Source organism: Dickeya lacustris (genome assembly GCF_029635795.1).
In the GTDB taxonomy this organism is placed as follows: domain Bacteria; phylum Pseudomonadota; class Gammaproteobacteria; order Enterobacterales; family Enterobacteriaceae; genus Dickeya; species Dickeya lacustris.
The window spans coordinates 2,165,719-2,182,272 of the sequence record NZ_CP114280.1; the positions used below are offsets into that span (position 1 = coordinate 2,165,719).

The 16,554-nt window shown below is 53.3% G+C and carries 20 protein-coding genes and 1 pseudogene; 14 read left to right on the forward strand and 7 right to left on the reverse strand.

Annotation, left to right across the window (positions count from 1 at the left end):
* Window positions 1–8: 8 nt before the first annotated feature.
* Window positions 9–1,380: pseudogene (gene degQ, locus O1Q98_RS09815) on the forward strand (serine endoprotease DegQ).
* An 87-nt stretch (window positions 1,381–1,467) separates the two neighbouring features.
* Window positions 1,468–2,532 carry an outer membrane-stress sensor serine endopeptidase DegS gene (degS, locus tag O1Q98_RS09820; RefSeq protein ID WP_125257999.1) on the forward strand — a complete coding sequence of 355 codons (1,065 nt, stop codon included), beginning with the start codon at window positions 1,468–1,470 and terminating at the stop codon, window positions 2,530–2,532.
* A 157-nt stretch (window positions 2,533–2,689) separates the two neighbouring features.
* Here degS and murA read toward each other — a convergent pair whose 3' ends face one another.
* The 7 genes from murA to mlaF form a co-directional block, all read right to left on the reverse strand.
* A complete protein-coding gene (murA, locus tag O1Q98_RS09825) occupies window positions 2,690–3,952 on the reverse strand; it encodes a UDP-N-acetylglucosamine 1-carboxyvinyltransferase (protein ID WP_125257998.1) in 1,263 nt (420 codons plus the stop codon).
* A 53-nt stretch (window positions 3,953–4,005) separates the two neighbouring features.
* A complete protein-coding gene (gene ibaG, locus O1Q98_RS09830; protein WP_125257997.1) occupies window positions 4,006–4,260 on the reverse strand; it encodes a BolA family iron metabolism protein IbaG in 255 nt (84 codons plus the stop codon).
* Between the two features lie 131 nt (window positions 4,261–4,391).
* Window positions 4,392–4,694, reverse strand: coding sequence for a lipid asymmetry maintenance protein MlaB (mlaB, locus tag O1Q98_RS09835; protein WP_125257996.1), 303 nt, complete (start codon window positions 4,692–4,694; stop codon window positions 4,392–4,394).
* Entirely contained in the window at window positions 4,687–5,319 is a 633-nt protein-coding gene (gene mlaC / locus O1Q98_RS09840; RefSeq protein ID WP_125257995.1) for a phospholipid-binding protein MlaC, read from the reverse strand. The genes mlaB and mlaC overlap by 8 nt, the downstream gene beginning before the upstream one ends.
* Window positions 5,320–5,330: 11 nt before the next feature.
* On the reverse strand, window positions 5,331–5,912 hold the full coding sequence (gene mlaD / locus O1Q98_RS09845; protein ID WP_125257994.1) for an outer membrane lipid asymmetry maintenance protein MlaD: 582 nt from the start codon (window positions 5,910–5,912) through the stop codon (window positions 5,331–5,333).
* Between the two features lie 4 nt (window positions 5,913–5,916).
* Window positions 5,917–6,699, reverse strand: coding sequence for a lipid asymmetry maintenance ABC transporter permease subunit MlaE (gene mlaE / locus O1Q98_RS09850; RefSeq protein ID WP_125257993.1), 783 nt, complete (start codon window positions 6,697–6,699; stop codon window positions 5,917–5,919).
* 3 nt (window positions 6,700–6,702) lie between these two features.
* Window positions 6,703–7,512, reverse strand: a complete 810-nt coding sequence (gene mlaF / locus O1Q98_RS09855; protein ID WP_125257992.1) for a phospholipid ABC transporter ATP-binding protein MlaF — start codon at window positions 7,510–7,512, stop codon at window positions 6,703–6,705.
* A 270-nt stretch (window positions 7,513–7,782) separates the two neighbouring features.
* Here mlaF and O1Q98_RS09860 point away from each other — a divergent pair, with 270 nt between their 5' ends.
* The 12 genes from O1Q98_RS09860 (at window position 7,783) to rnk (ending at window position 16,526) form a co-directional block, all read left to right on the forward strand.
* Window positions 7,783–8,745 (forward strand): calcium/sodium antiporter, encoded by a 963-nt coding sequence (locus tag O1Q98_RS09860; RefSeq protein WP_125257991.1) that lies wholly within the window; start codon window positions 7,783–7,785, stop codon window positions 8,743–8,745.
* A gap of 30 nt (window positions 8,746–8,775) precedes the next feature.
* Complete coding sequence (gene kdsD, locus O1Q98_RS09865; RefSeq protein ID WP_125257990.1) at window positions 8,776–9,798, forward strand: arabinose-5-phosphate isomerase KdsD; 1,023 nt, start codon at window positions 8,776–8,778, stop codon at window positions 9,796–9,798.
* Window positions 9,799–9,845: 47 nt separating this feature from the next.
* A complete protein-coding gene (kdsC, locus tag O1Q98_RS09870; RefSeq protein ID WP_125257989.1) occupies window positions 9,846–10,412 on the forward strand; it encodes a 3-deoxy-manno-octulosonate-8-phosphatase KdsC in 567 nt (188 codons plus the stop codon).
* A complete protein-coding gene (lptC, locus tag O1Q98_RS09875) occupies window positions 10,409–10,978 on the forward strand; it encodes an LPS export ABC transporter periplasmic protein LptC (RefSeq protein WP_125257988.1) in 570 nt (189 codons plus the stop codon). The genes kdsC and lptC overlap by 4 nt, the downstream gene beginning before the upstream one ends.
* Window positions 10,956–11,549 (forward strand): lipopolysaccharide ABC transporter substrate-binding protein LptA, encoded by a 594-nt coding sequence (gene lptA / locus O1Q98_RS09880; RefSeq protein WP_125257987.1) that lies wholly within the window; start codon window positions 10,956–10,958, stop codon window positions 11,547–11,549. The genes lptC and lptA overlap by 23 nt, the downstream gene beginning before the upstream one ends.
* Before the next feature lie 3 nt (window positions 11,550–11,552).
* Window positions 11,553–12,278, forward strand: coding sequence for an LPS export ABC transporter ATP-binding protein (gene lptB, locus O1Q98_RS09885; protein ID WP_125257986.1), 726 nt, complete (start codon window positions 11,553–11,555; stop codon window positions 12,276–12,278).
* A 65-nt stretch (window positions 12,279–12,343) separates the two neighbouring features.
* Entirely contained in the window at window positions 12,344–13,777 is a 1,434-nt protein-coding gene (gene rpoN / locus O1Q98_RS09890; protein WP_125257985.1) for an RNA polymerase factor sigma-54, read from the forward strand.
* A 24-nt stretch (window positions 13,778–13,801) separates the two neighbouring features.
* The gene (gene hpf / locus O1Q98_RS09895) at window positions 13,802–14,089 is read left to right on the forward strand and encodes a ribosome hibernation promoting factor (RefSeq protein WP_125257984.1); all 288 of its coding nucleotides are present in this window, start codon (window positions 13,802–13,804) and stop codon (window positions 14,087–14,089) included.
* A 91-nt stretch (window positions 14,090–14,180) separates the two neighbouring features.
* Window positions 14,181–14,669, forward strand: coding sequence for a PTS IIA-like nitrogen regulatory protein PtsN (gene ptsN, locus O1Q98_RS09900; RefSeq protein WP_125257983.1), 489 nt, complete (start codon window positions 14,181–14,183; stop codon window positions 14,667–14,669).
* 158 nt (window positions 14,670–14,827) lie between these two features.
* Window positions 14,828–15,682, forward strand: coding sequence for an RNase adapter RapZ (rapZ, locus tag O1Q98_RS09905; protein WP_035339429.1), 855 nt, complete (start codon window positions 14,828–14,830; stop codon window positions 15,680–15,682).
* Entirely contained in the window at window positions 15,679–15,951 is a 273-nt protein-coding gene (gene npr / locus O1Q98_RS09910) for a PTS phosphocarrier protein NPr (protein WP_125257982.1), read from the forward strand. Before rapZ ends, npr begins: the two co-directional genes overlap by 4 nt.
* Before the next feature lie 164 nt (window positions 15,952–16,115).
* Window positions 16,116–16,526, forward strand: a complete 411-nt coding sequence (gene rnk / locus O1Q98_RS09915) for a nucleoside diphosphate kinase regulator (protein WP_125257981.1) — start codon at window positions 16,116–16,118, stop codon at window positions 16,524–16,526.
* Window positions 16,527–16,554: the final 28 nt, after the last annotated feature.

The following is a 16,554-nucleotide window of genomic DNA, read 5'->3' on the forward strand; positions in this document are numbered from 1 at the left end:
AACAAGCAATGAAAAAAACATCGTTGTTATATAGCGCACTGGCACTCGGTATAGGATTGTCGTTGTCTTCGCTGCCCCCGGCCAACGCCGCGTTGCCTGCTGTGGTAGAAGGGCAGGCGCTGCCAAGCCTCGCCCCGATGCTGGAGAAAGTGTTGCCCGCCGTAGTCAGCGTACACGTTGAAGGCACACAGGTGCAGCGCCAGCGCATTCCTGAAGAATTCAAATTCTTTTTTGGCCCGAATACGCCATCAGAAAAACAGAACAGCCGCCCGTTTGAAGGCTTAGGTTCGGGCGTCATTATCAATGCTGAAAAAGGTTACGTGCTGACCAACAACCATGTGGTCAATAACGCCGATAAAATTCAGGTGCAATTGAATGATGGCCGCGAGTACGACGCCAAGCTTATTGGCCGTGACGAACAGACTGACATCGCCTTACTGCAACTGACCGATGCGAAAAACCTGACTGAAATCAAGATGGCGGACTCCGACCAGCTCCGTGTCGGTGATTTTGCTGTCGCTGTCGGCAACCCTTTCGGCCTTGGCCAAACCGCCACTTCCGGGATCATTTCCGCACTGGGTCGCAGCGGCCTGAATCTGGAAGGGCTGGAAAACTTTATTCAGACCGATGCCTCTATCAATCGTGGCAACTCAGGTGGCGCGCTGGTTAACTTGCGCGGTGAGCTTATCGGCATCAACACCGCGATTCTCGCCCCCAGCGGCGGCAACGTTGGTATCGGCTTTGCCATTCCCAGCAACATGGCGCAGAACCTGACGCAGCAACTGGTTGAATTCGGTGAGGTAAAACGCGGCCTGTTAGGTATCAAAGGCAGCGAAATGACCGCTGAAATCGCCAAGGCATTCAAGGTCGATGCGCAGCGAGGCGCGTTTGCTCAGCGAAGTGATTGCGAAGTCAGCGGCCGCCAAAGCCGGTATCAAGGCTGGCGATGTGCTGATTTCACTGGATGGTAAATCTATCAGCAGTTTTGCCGAACTGCGCGCCAAGATAGGGACGACGGCTCCGGGTAAAACGGTGCGAATCGGCCTGCTGCGCGACGGCAAGCAGCAGGAAGTCGCCGTGGTGCTCGATAATAGCAGTAACACGACCACCAATGCGGATAGCCTATCACCGGCATTGCAAGGCGCTACGCTCAATAATGGCCAGCTTAAAGATGGCAGCAAAGGCGTCACCATTGATAATGTCGCTAAAGACAGCGCTGCGGCCAAAATCGGTTTGCAGAAAGGTGACATCATCGTTGGCGTAAACCGTGAGCGCGTAGAAAACATTACTCAGCTACGTAAACTGCTGGAAGCCAAACCGTCAGTGCTGGCGCTCAATATCGTCCGTGGCGATGAGAGCATCTACCTGTTATTACGTTAAGCCATTAAAAAGTGAACACCGCGCGATGCGGTGTTCATCCTTCTCTGATATTCTGCGACTCAATCTTCTTTTACCCCTAGAACGATCATGCTAACCAAACTGTTACGTTCGGCGCTGTTCGGTGTTCTGGTCGCCGGGATTTTGCTGCTAATACTCCCCTCGCTACGCTCCAGTCAGGGCTTATTGAAAGCCAGCAGCGACAGCAGCCAGGAAACACCGGTGAGTTACTATCAAGGTGTGCGCCGCGCCGCGCCTGCCGTGGTGAACGTATACAATCAGGCGAACGACCCGACCACCAAGAATGAGCTGAATATTCGCACTCTTGGTTCCGGCGTTATCATGAATCGAAAAGGCTATATCCTGACGAATAAGCACGTCATCAGTAATGCTGCACAGATAGTGGTGACGCTACAGGATGGCCGGATATTTGAAGCATTACTGGTCGGCTCCGATACCCTGACGGATTTAGCCGTACTCAAAATCGATGGCCCCAACCTGCCGGAAATCCCCATCAACCCCAAACGAGTGTTCCATGTCGGTGATGTCGTCATGGCTATTGGCAACCCCTATAACCTGGGGCAAACCGTGACTCAGGGGATCATCAGCGCAACCGGACGCGTCGGGTTAAGCTCATCTGGCCGCCAGAACTTCCTGCAAACCGATGCCTCTATCAACCGGGGCAACTCCGGGGGGGCGTTGGTTAATACCATCGGTGAACTGGTGGGTATCAACACGCTGTCATTTGATAAAAGTAACGATGGCGGCACTCCTGAAGGTATCGGGTTTGCCATTCCCGTTGCGCTGGCGACCAAAATCATGAATAAGTTAATTCAGGATGGTCGGGTTATCCGTGGCTACATTGGCATTAAAGGGGCGCAGCGGGAGAAACTCGGAAATCAGATCTCCGGGCTTGAGCGTCTGCAAGGGATTATGGTTAACCACGTCGAAGCAGGGGGCCCCGCTGATAAAGCCGGGATCAAAGAAGGCGATTTACTGCTGGAAGTCAATGGCAAACCGGCCCGTTCAGTGATTGAAACCATGGATCAGGTTGCGGAGATTCGCCCGGGTTCAGTCATTCCGGTCGTCGTATTTCGCGATAATCAGGAGATTCGGCTGAATATGACGATTCAAGAGTACCCCAGCGATGAATAACACCAAGAATGGTTCGGGTGAGGGTTTATCGGGCAGATAACTTATCTGGATAGATGGGTTATTTGGGTAGATGGGTTATTTGGGTAGATGGGTAAATAGCTTACCGGGTAGCGGCGTTATTACCGCCACCCGGTAGCACAGCACAATCAATCAATAATCAATCGTTCGCGCTGACGCGTTCAATATTGGCACCCAGCGCCCGTAATTTATCTTCAATGCGATCATAGCCGCGATCGATGTGATAAATACGATCCACCACGGTAGTGCCTTCGGCAATACAGCCCGCTAACACCAAACTGGCAGACGCGCGTAAATCGGTTGCCATCACCTGCGCACCGGACAGATGCGCGACACCGTGGCAAATAACCGTATTACTTTCGATTTCCGCCTGCGCGCCCATACGAATCAGTTCGGGAATGTGCATGAAACGGTTTTCAAAAATGGTTTCAGTGATAACGCCCGTCCCTTCCGCCACCAGATTCAACAGGCTGAATTGCGCCTGCATGTCGGTAGGAAAACCGGGATGCGGCACCGTTCTGACATTCACCGCTTTCGGACGGCGGCCATGCATATCAAGGCTTATCCAGTCTTCGCCAACGTCGATATCGGCACCGGCCTCACGTAATTTAGCCAGCACAGCGTCCAGCGTGTCAGGGCGGGTATTACGGCACAACACCTTGCCGCCCGAAACCGCTGCGGCAACCAAAAAGGTGCCGGTTTCAATCCTGTCTGGCAGAACCCGGTACACGCCGCCGCCTAAACGCTCAACCCCCTCAATGACTATCTTGTCGCTACCGGCGCCGCTAATTTTAGCGCCCAGGGTATTGAGGAAATTGGCGGTATCCACAATCTCCGGCTCACGCGCCGCATTTTCGATAATCGTTTTACCGGTGGCAAGGGTGGCGGCGCTCATGATAGTCACCGTTGCGCCTACGCTGACTTTATCCATGACGATGTGAGCGCCTTTCAGACGACCATCGACGGAGGCCTTGACGTAGCCCTCTTCCAATGTAATGTGAGCGCCCAGTTGCTCCAGGCCATTAATGTGCAAATCCACCGGGCGTGCGCCAATCGCACATCCTCCCGGCAAAGACACCTGCCCCTGGCCGAATCGAGCCACCAGCGGCCCCAACGCCCAGATAGACGCACGCATGGTTTTCACCAGCTCATACGGCGCACAAAAAACATTGACGGCGCTGGCATCGATATGCACCGACCCATTACGCTCGACACGAACCCCTAACTGACCGAGCAGCTTCATGGTGGTGTCGATATCACGCAGTTTGGGAACATTTTGGATTTCTACCGGCTCTTCAGCCAGCAAGGCAGCGAACAGGATAGGCAGGGCAGCGTTTTTAGCGCCGGAAATAGTAACTTCACCAGCGAGCCGGGTTGGCCCCTGCACACGAAATTTATCCATAGTGACGATTTCTCAATATTCAGACTCAATAGCGCGGCGAATACGCCGCTGATTTAGAAACCGCTTAGTTTGCGGTCGCGCTGCCATTCTTCCGGGGTGTAAGCCTTGATAGACAACGCATGAATGCGGTTATCCGCGATATATTCCATCAGTGGCGCATATACAGCCTGCTGTTGTTTCACGCGGCTCATACCCTTGAACACGTCACCGACTACAATAACCTGAAAGTGGCTTCCATCGCCGGAAACATGCACTTCCTGTAGCGCCAACGCTTGCATCAGCACCGCTTTAATTTCGTTGTTTTCCATGTTCTCGATTCTACGTCAGGGGGATGATAAACAGGGTAGTATCTTAGATGAATCCGTCGCTATCTTAAACAAAAGAAATCCCCTCGGCGGCAATCGCAACAAGGGGACGTGGCAGGGTAAAAAACCGCCTTTTACTCAGCCAACTGGATGGGAATGATTTCACTCAGGTTATACAACTGCACCAAAGTACGTAAGCGGTCACTCACTCCAGTAATAACCAGCGTACTTCCCCGCTGTTTCTGCTGATGATAACAATGAACCAACAGCGCCAGCCCGGCAGAATCCACATGCTCCACGCGGCTGACATCCAGCGTCTGGCAACCATCGAGCAACGTCGCACGCTGCTGCCATAACGGCATCAGCGTGTGTCTATCAAGCGCACCCTCAAGAATGAGAATCGAGTTCTCCTGCCGCACGCCTAGCGTATCAGCCATTAGACTGACCCTGGGTGATAGACTGCGACGCCGCTGCCTGTAACTGCTGGGTCAGACCATCAACCCCCTTCTGGCGCAGCGTTGAGGCCCACTCGTTTTGTTTGGTGGTAATCATGCTCACCCCCTCGGCAATCATGTCGTAAGCCTGCCAGTAACCGGTTTTGGTATTTTTACGCCACTGAAAATCAAGACGAATCGGCGGGCGACCACCGTTATCGATAATGGTCACGCGAATAGAGACAATTTCTGCATTACCTAACGGCTGCTCGGGCGCAATCTCATAAGACTGTCCATGGTATGAGGCCAGCGCCTGACCATAAGCCTGTTCCAGATAGGATTCAAACGCCGTGAAATACGCATCACGCTGCTCGGGCGTTGCGTTTTTATAATACTGCCCCAGTACCAGCGCACCGGCATATTTTACCTGCACGTAAGGGAGCAATTCATCACGCACAATCGCGCGGAGCATATTGGGGTCTTGCTTGATACGCGCCTGCTCATTTTTAAGCCTGTCGAATGTCTTTTGCGCCGCATCGCGCATCAGGCTATAGGGGTTCGTTTGATCGGCGGCGTTCACCAAAGGGGCGATGATGAACAGCGCCACCATGAATAAGCGTTTTAACATGCTGTGTCCTCTCAAGGCTGTTGCGTCACAGGTTTTGCACTGGCGTCGGGTTTAGCTACGTCACCCGCTTGCTGATTAGCGTTATTTTGATTCGCGCTATTTTGAGCGGCATTGTCAGTATTGTTACCACCGCTCTTATATAGGAATTGGCCGATAAGATCCTCAAGCACCATGGCGGACTTGGTATCCTGGACAGTCCCGCCATCTTGCAAAATACCGGTGCCCATATCAGCATCTTCAAAGCCAATATTTAACGCCAGATATTGCTCCCCCAATAAACCCGACGTTCTCACCGCCAGCGAGCTGGTATCGGGAATATGGTTATAACGCTGGTCAATATCCATCGCCACACGCGGTAAATAGGTTTTGGTATCGAGCGAAATTGACGCCACCCGGCCAATTACCACACCGCCAATTTTCACCGGTGAACGCGCCTTGAGCCCGCCGATGTTGTCGAACGTCGCGTACAAACGATAAGTCTGCTGCTGCCCTAATGATTTCAGGTCAGCGACTTTCAGACATAAAAAGACTATGGCGAATAACGCAATCAGCATAAATACGCCAACCCAGACTTCATGTTTCTTTGTTTGCATCGACTTATTTCCCAAACATCAGTGCTGTAAGCACAAAATCTAACCCCAGTACCGCCAGCGATGAATGCACCACGGTGCGAGTCGTCGCACGGCTGATGCCTTCTGACGTCGGAACGGCGTCATAACCATTAAACAGCGCAATCCAGGTGGCCGTTATTGCAAACACCAGGCTTTTGATAACGCAGTTAAGTAAATCTTTCTGCCACTCCACTGCGCTTTGCATGGCCGACCAGAAAAAGCCTCCGTCAATCCCTTTCCAGTCAACCCCGACCAGCGCGCCGCCCCAGATCCCCACGGCAACAAAAATGACCGTCAGCAGCGGCATAGAAATCACCCCAGCCCAAAAACGCGGCGCAACAACGCGGCGCAACGGGTCTACCGCCATCATTTCCATACTCGATAGCTGCTCGGTCGCTTTCATTAGCCCTATCTCTGCCGTCAGTGCCGACCCGGCGCGCCCGGCGAATAACAAGGCGGTGACAACCGGGCCAAGCTCACGCAACAGCGATAACGCCACCATCATGCCAAGGCTGGCTTCGGCACTGTAGGTCGTCAGAACCAGATAGCCCTGCAACCCAAGCACCATTCCGATAAACACGCCGGAGACAATAATAATTAACAGCGACTGCACCCCGACGCTGTAAAGCTGCTTACGCAACAACGGCCACTGGCGGGCGGGCTCAGGCTTACCGACCAGCGCATTAAACAGCATCAGTCCGGCACGACCAAATGCGGCACAGACCTGGATACCGCGACGTCCCAAAGACGCCAATGTCTGTACTAGCATGAATTACTTACTCCCCTGACCTAACAAGCCTTGTTGGTAATCACCCGCCGGATAGCGGAACGGCACCGGCCCATCCGCGATCCCATCCAGAAACTGCCTGACGCGCGGGTCGCTGTTACGTTCCAGTTCGGCCGGTTCCCCTTGAGCGATAATTTTTTTATCCGCAATGATGTAGGCATAATCGGCAATACTCAGCACCTCGGGCACATCATGGGACACCACCACACAGGTTACGCCCAGCGCATGATTTAGCTCGGCAATCAGTTTCACCAACACACCCATGGTGATCGGGTCCTGGCCGACGAATGGCTCGTCAAACATGATTAACTGCGGCTCAAGCGCGATAGCGCGGGCCAACGCCACACGCCTCGCCATCCCACCGGATAACTCGGACGGCATTAACTGCGCTGCGCCTCTGAGCCCCACCGCTTCGAGCTTCATCATGACCGTACTATGTAATAACGGCTCCGGCAGCTGTGTATGTTCACGTAGCGGCCAGGCCACATTGTCAAAGACGTTCAGGTCGGTAAACAGCGCGCCGGACTGAAACAACATGCTCATTTTTTTACGGACTTCATAAAGCCGGGCACGCGAGAGTGTCGGTATATTGTCACCATCAAACCAAATCTCTCCGCTATCAGGTTGCAGTTGGCCGCCAATCAGCCGCAACAGCGTGGTTTTACCGATACCAGAAGGCCCCATGATGGCGGTAATTTTTCGCGTTGGCACAGTAAGAGAAATATCCGAAAAAATCGCTCTGTCGCCCCGCTGAAAACTCAGGCCGCGAATTTCTATCAGATTTTCGTGGTTCATGGTCTTTTCCTTCTACAACCGCCAGTGACGGCCACCAGCGTTCATCGTTAGCGACAATGATCGGAGGTGAGCCCGCATTTCGCGGTGCTTAATGTTACAGAATCCGCGCCGCAGGTCGTGACCAAAGTTGCCATTGGTTTTACTTTTTCGCCCTACGCAGTCAGAATTAGCGCCAACGAGGGGAAATGGCGGTTTTTGTTTGCTATTCGTCCAAAAAGACTGGTTTGTTCGCCAATAAACCGGTGATTATACCTGAATAAAGGACGCTGCATGCTTTTTGCGACAGTGCTGTTAGTCATTGGTTTAGTGTTATTGGTTTATGGCGCCGACCGTTTGGTCTATGGCGCAGCGGTGCTGGCCCGCTCATTTGGCGTTCCCCCCATGATAATCGGTATGACCATTGTGAGCATGGGCACATCGTTACCGGAATTGATGGTATCGACCACCGCCGCACTGAATCATCAAACCGATATGGCGGTTGGCAACGTGCTGGGCTCGAACATCGCCAATATTCTGCTTATCCTCGGCAGCGCGGTGTTGATTAGGCCGTTAACGTTACACTCCTCGCTGTTACGCCAGGAATTACCGCCGATGCTACTCGTCACCGTACTGTGCGGCCTTGTCTTGCATGATCATTTTCTCAGCCGCCTGGATGGTCTCCTGCTGCTGCTGGCTGCAACAGGCTGCCTTTTGTTGATGCTGCGCATGGCGCGCCTTGCCCAACGTCAGGGGGAAGATAGCCTGACACGGGAGCAACTGGCTGAATTACCACGCGAAAATAATGCGACGGTGGCACTGTTATGGCTAATGCTTGGCTTAATCATTCTGCCTATGTCTGCACGCATTGTGATAGATAACGCAACCGTCATCGCGAATTACTTTAATATCAGCGAGCTGACTATCGGGCTGACGGTGCTCGCCATCGGCACCAGCCTGCCCGAACTAGCGACGGCGATTGTCGGCACGCTGAAAAAAGAAGACGACATTGCGCTGGGTAATTTAATTGGCTCGAATATTTTTAACATCGGAATCGTGTTGGGAGTACCCGCGCTGCTCTCTCCCGGTGCCGTGAACCCACAAGCCTTCACACGCGATTACTGGGTAATGCTGGGAGTCAGCGTACTTTTGAGCGTTCTTTGTCTTCGCCAGAAACGGCGCATCGGTCAGGGTGCGGGCGCATTACTCGTCTGTGCGTTTATTGCGTACCTTTCGGTGCTGTTCTTGTTCTCATAGCCAGAGCATCGGCAACGCAGGATGTTTTACATGTCTCAAGACCATCAAACACAGATATCCAGTCAAAAGAACCGTTTTGATTTTCAGGCCGCAGGGCGGCAGGTGTTATCAATCGAGCGTGATAGCCTCGCGCAATTAGATAGGTACATTGATGACAACTTTTCCCGCGCCTGTGAGCAAATGTTCGCCTGCCACGGTAAGGTCGTGGTGATGGGCATGGGTAAATCGGGTCATATTGGCTGTAAAATGGCCGCGACCTTTGCCAGCACCGGTACACCGGCTTTTTTTGTCCATCCCGGCGAGGCCAGTCACGGCGATCTGGGGATGATAACCCGGCAAGATATCGTGCTGGCGATTTCCAATTCTGGCGAATCCCATGAGATTCTGGCATTAATTCCGGTGCTTAAGCGCTTGCAGATATGCCTTATCTGCATGACCGGCAACCCGGACAGCACGATGGCGAAAACCGCCGACATTCATCTGTGTATCAGCGTGCCACAAGAAGCCTGCCCGCTGGGGCTGGCACCGACATCCAGCACCACCGCCACGCTGGTGATGGGGGATGCTCTGGCAGTCGCTCTGCTGCAAGCACGTGGCTTTACTGCCGAAGATTTCGCACTGTCGCACCCCGGCGGCGCACTTGGCCGCAAGCTGCTCTTGCGGGTTAACGATATTATGCACCGCGATGACGAGGTGCCTCGCGTCAATAAAGACGCCTCGCTGCGCGACGCGCTGCTGGAAATTACGCGTAAGAATCTCGGCATGACGGTGATTTGCGGCCCGGACAGTAACGGCCTTCACAACGATCATATCGAAGGTATCTTTACCGACGGGGACTTGCGCCGGGTCTTTGATATGAACATCAATTTGAACAATGCGCGTATTACTGATGTGATGACCCGTGGCGGCATTCGTGTCACACCGCAAATGTTGGCTGTCGATGCGCTCAATGTGATGCAATCGCGCCACATTACTTCATTGCTGGTGGCAGAGAACGATCGGCTGTTGGGAATTGTTCACATGCACGATATGCTGCGTGCCGGCGTGGTATAACCCGGCAACAGCGCTGCATAAAAGAATTAAAAATCAAGGATATGTAAATGAGTGAAATCCGTGCGCAAACTGAGACGTGCTACGGCCCCGTCGATACCGAGGTGATGCTCCGCGCCCGGGATATCCGTCTGTTAATTTGCGATGTTGACGGCGTGCTTTCTGACGGTTTGATTTATATGGGCAATCAGGGCGAAGAACTCAAGGCGTTTAACGTACGAGACGGTTACGGTCTGCGTTGTCTGCTCACCTCAGACATCGACGTTGCCATTATTACTGGCCGCTCGTCGCAGTTATTGATTGATCGCTGCCAGACACTGGGCATCCAGCATCTTTATCAGGGACAGTCCGATAAGCTTTTGGCCTTCCGCGAGCTGTTAGATACACTGTCGCTTACTGCCAATCAGGTCGCCTATATCGGTGATGACTTGATTGACTGGCCGGTGATGGCGGAAGTCGGGCTGAGTGTCGCGGTGGCCGATGCACACCCGCTGCTGCTGCCACGGGCTCACTATGTCACACGCATTGCCGGTGGCCGGGGTGCGGTAAGGGAGATTTGCGATCTTATCCTGCTGGCGCAGGATAAGCTGGCGTTCGCCAAAGGGCTATCAATATGAGTAAGACTAAAGTCTGGCTGACCTTATTACTGGCATTGATTGCGCTGGTGTTGCTCGGCTTAAACCTGACCAGCACACGCGAGGCAGGCAGCCAGAGCGTCGGGCAAAGCAATGAACCGACCTACACCATGCAAAAAAACATCACCGTGGTGTATGACCCTACGGGAAAACTGAGTTACAAACTGATAGCCGATAACGCCGATCACTATGGCGTCGAACAGGTGAGCTGGTTTAGCCAGCCGGTAGCCACCATGTTTAATGAACAGGCGGTAGCGACCTGGTCTGTCCGTGCCGATCGCGCCAAATTGACGAAAGATCGTATGCTTTATCTGTATGGGCATGTGGAGGTCAACAGCCTGACTAACGATTCGCAGCTAGAACGAATCAAAACGGACAATGCGCAGATAAATCTGATAACGCAGGACGTGACATCGGATGATGAAGTCACCCTGTACGGTGTCAACTTTACCTCTAACGGGCTGAAAATGCGTGGGAATCTGCGCAGTAAAACCGCTGAGTTGATCGATAAGGTAAAATCCTATTATGAAATTCAACCTAAAAATTAATGCGCTGCGTAGCACGCTTCTTGCCAGCTCACTGTTCGCCGTCAGTATTCCGGCACTGGCATTAACCGGGGATACGGAACAACCGATTAACATTACCTCCGACCAGCAGGCGCTGGACATGCAGGGTAATGTGGTGACATTTACCGGCAACGTTATCGTGACGCAGGGCTCAATCAAAGCGCAGGCCGATAAAGTGGTTATCACACGCCCCAACGGTCAACAGGGCCATGAGGTCATCGAGGGCTATGGCAACCCGGCGACCTTCTACCAGATGCAGGACAACGGTAAGGCCGTCAAAGGCCACTCACTGAAAATCCGCTACGAGATGGATAAGCAACTGGTGATTCTGACCGGTGATGCCTATCTGGAACAGCTCGATAGCAATGTTAAAGGCGACCGCATCACCTATCTGGTACAACAGCAACAGATGGAAGCGTTTAGCGATAAAGGCAAGCGAGTCACCACGGTATTGGTGCCAAACCAGCTACAGGATAAAGGCAACCAGAACGGTGCCAAACCCGCAGCAGGCAATGCGGCCAAGCCCTCCAAACAACCGTCAGTAGCGCACTAACTCATGGCAACATTAATCGCTGAAAGCCTGGCCAAGGCGTATAAAGGCCGCAAAGTGGTGGAAAACGTCAGCCTGACGGTGAATTCAGGCGAAATCGTTGGTTTATTGGGGCCAAATGGTGCCGGTAAAACCACCACGTTTTATATGGTTGTGGGCATTGTGCCCCGTGATGAAGGGCGAATCATCATCGATGATGACGATATTAGCCTGCTCCCGCTGCACGAACGGGCCCGTCGCGGTATCGGTTATCTGCCGCAGGAAGCCTCGATTTTCCGCCGTCTTAGCGTGTACGACAATCTGATGGCGGTGCTGGAGATAAGAAAAGATCTCACGCATGAGCAACAGCAGGATCGCGCTAACGAGCTGATGGAAGAGTTTCATATCAGCCATTTGCGCGACAACCTCGGTCAGTCACTGTCCGGCGGTGAACGTCGCCGGGTGGAAATTGCCCGTGCGCTGGCGGCTAACCCGAAATTTATTCTGCTCGATGAACCCTTTGCCGGGGTTGACCCGATTTCGGTTATCGACATCAAAAAAATCATCGAACATCTGCGTGACAGCGGGCTTGGCGTGTTGATTACCGACCACAATGTCCGTGAAACGCTGGATGTCTGCGAACGTGCTTATATCGTCAGTCAAGGTCAGCTTATTGCCCACGGCGCGCCGATGGATATACTGGCGAATGAGCAGGTTAAACGCGTCTATCTGGGCGAAGACTTCCGACTCTGATAACGTCATGTGTTAGGTTGATTATTCAATTCAATTGATCGTTCAAAAGGAAGTTAGCGCACGCTATGAAGCAAGGTTTGCAACTCAGGCTTAGTCAGCAACTGGCAATGACACCGCAGCTACAGCAAGCCATCAGGCTGCTGCAACTGTCCACGCTTGAACTCCAGCAAGAAATTCAACAGGCGCTGGAAAGCAATCCATTGCTGGAGCAAGCAGACATCCATGACGAGATAGAAACCCGCGAGAGCAGCGAAACCGAAGCCCTGGATACACGGGAAGCGCTGGAACAAAAGGAGATGCCAGAAGAGTTGCCGCTGGATGCAGCGTGGGATGAAATCTACACCGCTGGCACGCCGTCTGGCACCAGCACCGATTATCGCGATGACGAGTTACCGGTTTATCAAGGTGAAACCACCCAGACGCTACAGGATTATCTGATGTGGCAAGTGGAGCTGACGCCGTTTTCTGACACCGACGCCGCCATCGCGACCTCGATTGTCGATGCGGTAGATAACACCGGTTATCTGACCGTATCGCTGGAAGATATCCGCGATAGCATCGGCGATGACGACGTGACGATGGAAGAAGTGGAAGCCGTGCTAAAGCGCGTGCAGCGTTTCGACCCGGTTGGCGTTGCCGCCCGAGATTTACGCGAATGTTTGCTGGTACAGCTGTCGCAATTTAACAGCGCCACACCACGCCTTGCCGAAGCTAAACTTATCGTCAGCGATTACCTCGATTTGCTGGCTAATCACGACTTTCGCGCGCTGATCCGCTCCAGTCGGCTCAAAGAAGAGGTGCTAAAAGAAGCCCTGGCGCTGATTCAATCACTGGACCCACGCCCGGGGCAGTCGATTCATACCGGCGAGTCGGAATACGTGATTCCTGATGTGTTGGTGCGCAAAGCGCAAGGCCACTGGACGGTAGAGCTCAACACCGACAGCGTGCCGCGTTTGCAAATCAACCAACAATACGCCGCGCTTGGCAATAGCGCGCGTAATGACAGCGACGGCCAATTTATTCGCAGCCATTTGCAAGAAGCGCGCTGGCTGATTAAAAGCCTGGAGAGCCGCAACGATACCCTGCTTAAAGTGACCCGCTGTATAGTAGAACAGCAGCAAGCGTTCTTCGAACAGGGTGAAGAATTTATGCGGCCAATGGTACTGGCGGATATCGCTCAGGCCGTTGATATGCATGAATCAACGATTTCCCGCGTGACCACCCAGAAATTTTTGCACAGCCCACGCGGTATTTTTGAGCTGAAGTATTTCTTTTCCAGTCATGTGAACACCGACAGTGGCGGTGAGGCGTCATCCACAGCCATTCGGGCACTGGTCAAGAAACTGATTGCAGCGGAGAATCCCGCGAAACCGCTGAGTGACAGCAAGCTGACATCAATGCTTTCCGAACAGGGGATCATTGTCGCCCGCCGTACTGTTGCCAAGTATCGAGAGTCTTTATCTATCCCGCCGTCAAACCAGCGCAAACAGTTGGTTTGACCCCTACATGAGAAGGAAGACGATATGCAGCTTAACATTACCGGACACCACGTTGAGATAACCGATGCTCTGCGCGAATTTGTCACCGCAAAGTTTGCCAAACTTGAGCAATACTTTGATCGTATCAATCAGGTGCATGTGGTATTGAAAGTGGAAAGGATCCTGCACATTGCAGACGCCACTTTACATGTGAATGGTGGAGAGCTGCATGCCACGTCGGAAGCGGATGATATGTATGCCGCCATCGATCTGTTGATCGATAAGCTGGCGAGACAGTTAAATAAACATAAGGATAAACTGAAACAGCACTGATGTTGCCTGTTTCAGGTGCAGGGAGCACTCCGGCCTGCCGCATTTGCAGGCCGGATACCCGAAGGCAACCGTGTCGTTAAGTGAATGTATCATGAACAACGAGTCCGTTATGCAACTCAGCGCCGTGCTCCGTAAAGAGTGCACTCGTAGCGCCGTACACTGCCAAAGTAAAAAGCGCGCGCTGGAAATCATCAGCGAACTGGCTGCCAGACAGCTCAACCTGCCACCGCAAATGGTATTTGAAGCCATACTGACGCGCGAACGCATGGGCAGTACCGGGATTGGATGCGGTATCGCTATTCCTCACGGCAAACTGGAAGATGAAAACACGCTTGGGGCGGTCGGCGTTTTTATTCAGCTAGAGCAGCCTATCGCGTTTGACGCTATCGATAATCAGCCGGTCGATTTGCTTTTTGCCTTGCTGGTTCCAGCCGAACAATGTAAAACCCATTTGCATACCTTATCGCTGGTTGCCAAACGACTGGCGGATAAAACCGTATGCCGACGTCTGCGCGCGGCGCAAAGCGACGAAGAGCTATATCAAATCATGACGGAATCAGACTCGCAGGAATCATCCTGAGCGTTGATGGCTGCCGGTTTTGCAGCCATGCATAAGAGACAGATGACACAGGTGTGCAAATAAGCACAACCTGACAGGATGCCGGGATAACCGGGAAATAACGAAGTTAGCTAACGGCGGTGGTGATGCACTCTCACACCGCCAGGGGGAGTCGTCAGATGGTGCTGATGATTGTCAGTGGTCGTTCAGGTTCAGGAAAATCCGTCGCCCTGCGTGCACTGGAAGACATGGGGTTCTATTGTGTCGATAACCTGCCGGTGGTGCTGTTGCCAGAGCTGGCACATTCGCTGGCAGAGAGAAACATTTCTGCCGCCGTCAGTATTGATGTGCGCAACATGCCGGAAAGCCCGGATGTGCTGGAGCACGCGCTGACGCGCTTGCCGCAAAGTTTTTCGCCCCAATTGCTGTTCCTTGACGCCGATCGCAATACGTTAATCCGTCGCTACAGCGACACGCGTCGTCTGCACCCGCTATCTAGCAAGAACCTGTCGCTGGAAAGCGCGATTGACGAAGAGAGCGATTTGCTCGAGCCGCTGCGCTCACGCGCTGACCTTATCATCGACACCTCAGAAATGTCGGTGCATGAGCTGGCCGAAATGCTGCGCACCCGGTTACTGGGCAAGCGCGAGCGCGAATTGACGATGGTGTTTGAATCATTCGGCTACAAACACGGCATCCCGATTGATGCCGACTACGTGTTTGACGTGCGCTTTTTGCCTAACCCGCACTGGGACCCGAAACTGCGCCCGATGACCGGGCTGGATAAACCGGTTGCGGCGTTTCTTGACCGGCATACCGAAGTTCACAATTTCATCTACCAGACGCGCAGCTATCTGGAACTGTGGCTGCCGATGCTCGAAACCAACAACCGCAGCTATCTGACCGTTGCCATTGGTTGCACCGGCGGCAAACATCGCTCGGTGTACATTGCCGAACAGCTGGCAGACTACTTCCGCTCCCGTGGCAAAAACGTGCAGTCGCGCCACCGCACACTGGAAAAACGTAAATCATGACAGTCAGGCAAACCGTCGAAGTGAAAAATCGGCTGGGGATGCACGCCCGCCCGGCGATGAAACTGTTTGAGCTGGTACAAAGCTTTGATGCCGAAGTGTTATTGCGCAACGACAGCGGCACAGAGGCCGACGCCAGCAGCGTCATCGCCATGCTGATGCTCGACTCAGCCAAGGGCCGACATATCGAAATTGAAGTCACTGGCCCGGATGAACAGCAAGCGCTGGCGGCGATCATCACGCTATTTGAGGCGGGTTTCGACGAAGATTAATCTCCTCTCCTCGCCTGATGCCAGCAGTCTCTGCTCTGTACATGCGGCATCATGACCTTTTTCTGTGGCAACACGGCATTATCCGTTTATTATTCTCCTTTTACCCCTCGGCGCGTTTCACGCGCAGACGGGTATTTGCTTGCCATCATCCTCTGGAGAACAATATGGATAAACCACACCTGACGATCGGTGAACTGGACGCAGAGCGTCTTGATACACTGTTAGCTCACCCTCAATTTGCTGATACGGAGGTCGCGCAGGCTCTCGGTGAAGAACTGGATAGAGCGGAGATAGTCGAGCCCGTCGCTATTCCGGCTGATGTTGTCACCATGAACAGCCGGGTGCGCTTTCGCGACGTGCTGACAGGCGAAGAGCACACCCGCACGCTGGTCTATCCGGCAGGGCTCAAAGACAGCCGGGAGCAAATCTCCGTCATGGCTCCGTTAGGCGCTGCGCTGCTGGGGATGCACCTTGGCAACAGCATCGCCTGGCCATTGCCGAATGGCGAGAGTACGCGTATCGAAGTATTAGAACTGCTCTATCAGCCTGAAGCGGCGGGCGAGTACCATCGCTAACCCGCCACAATACCGGTTTGCCCGCACG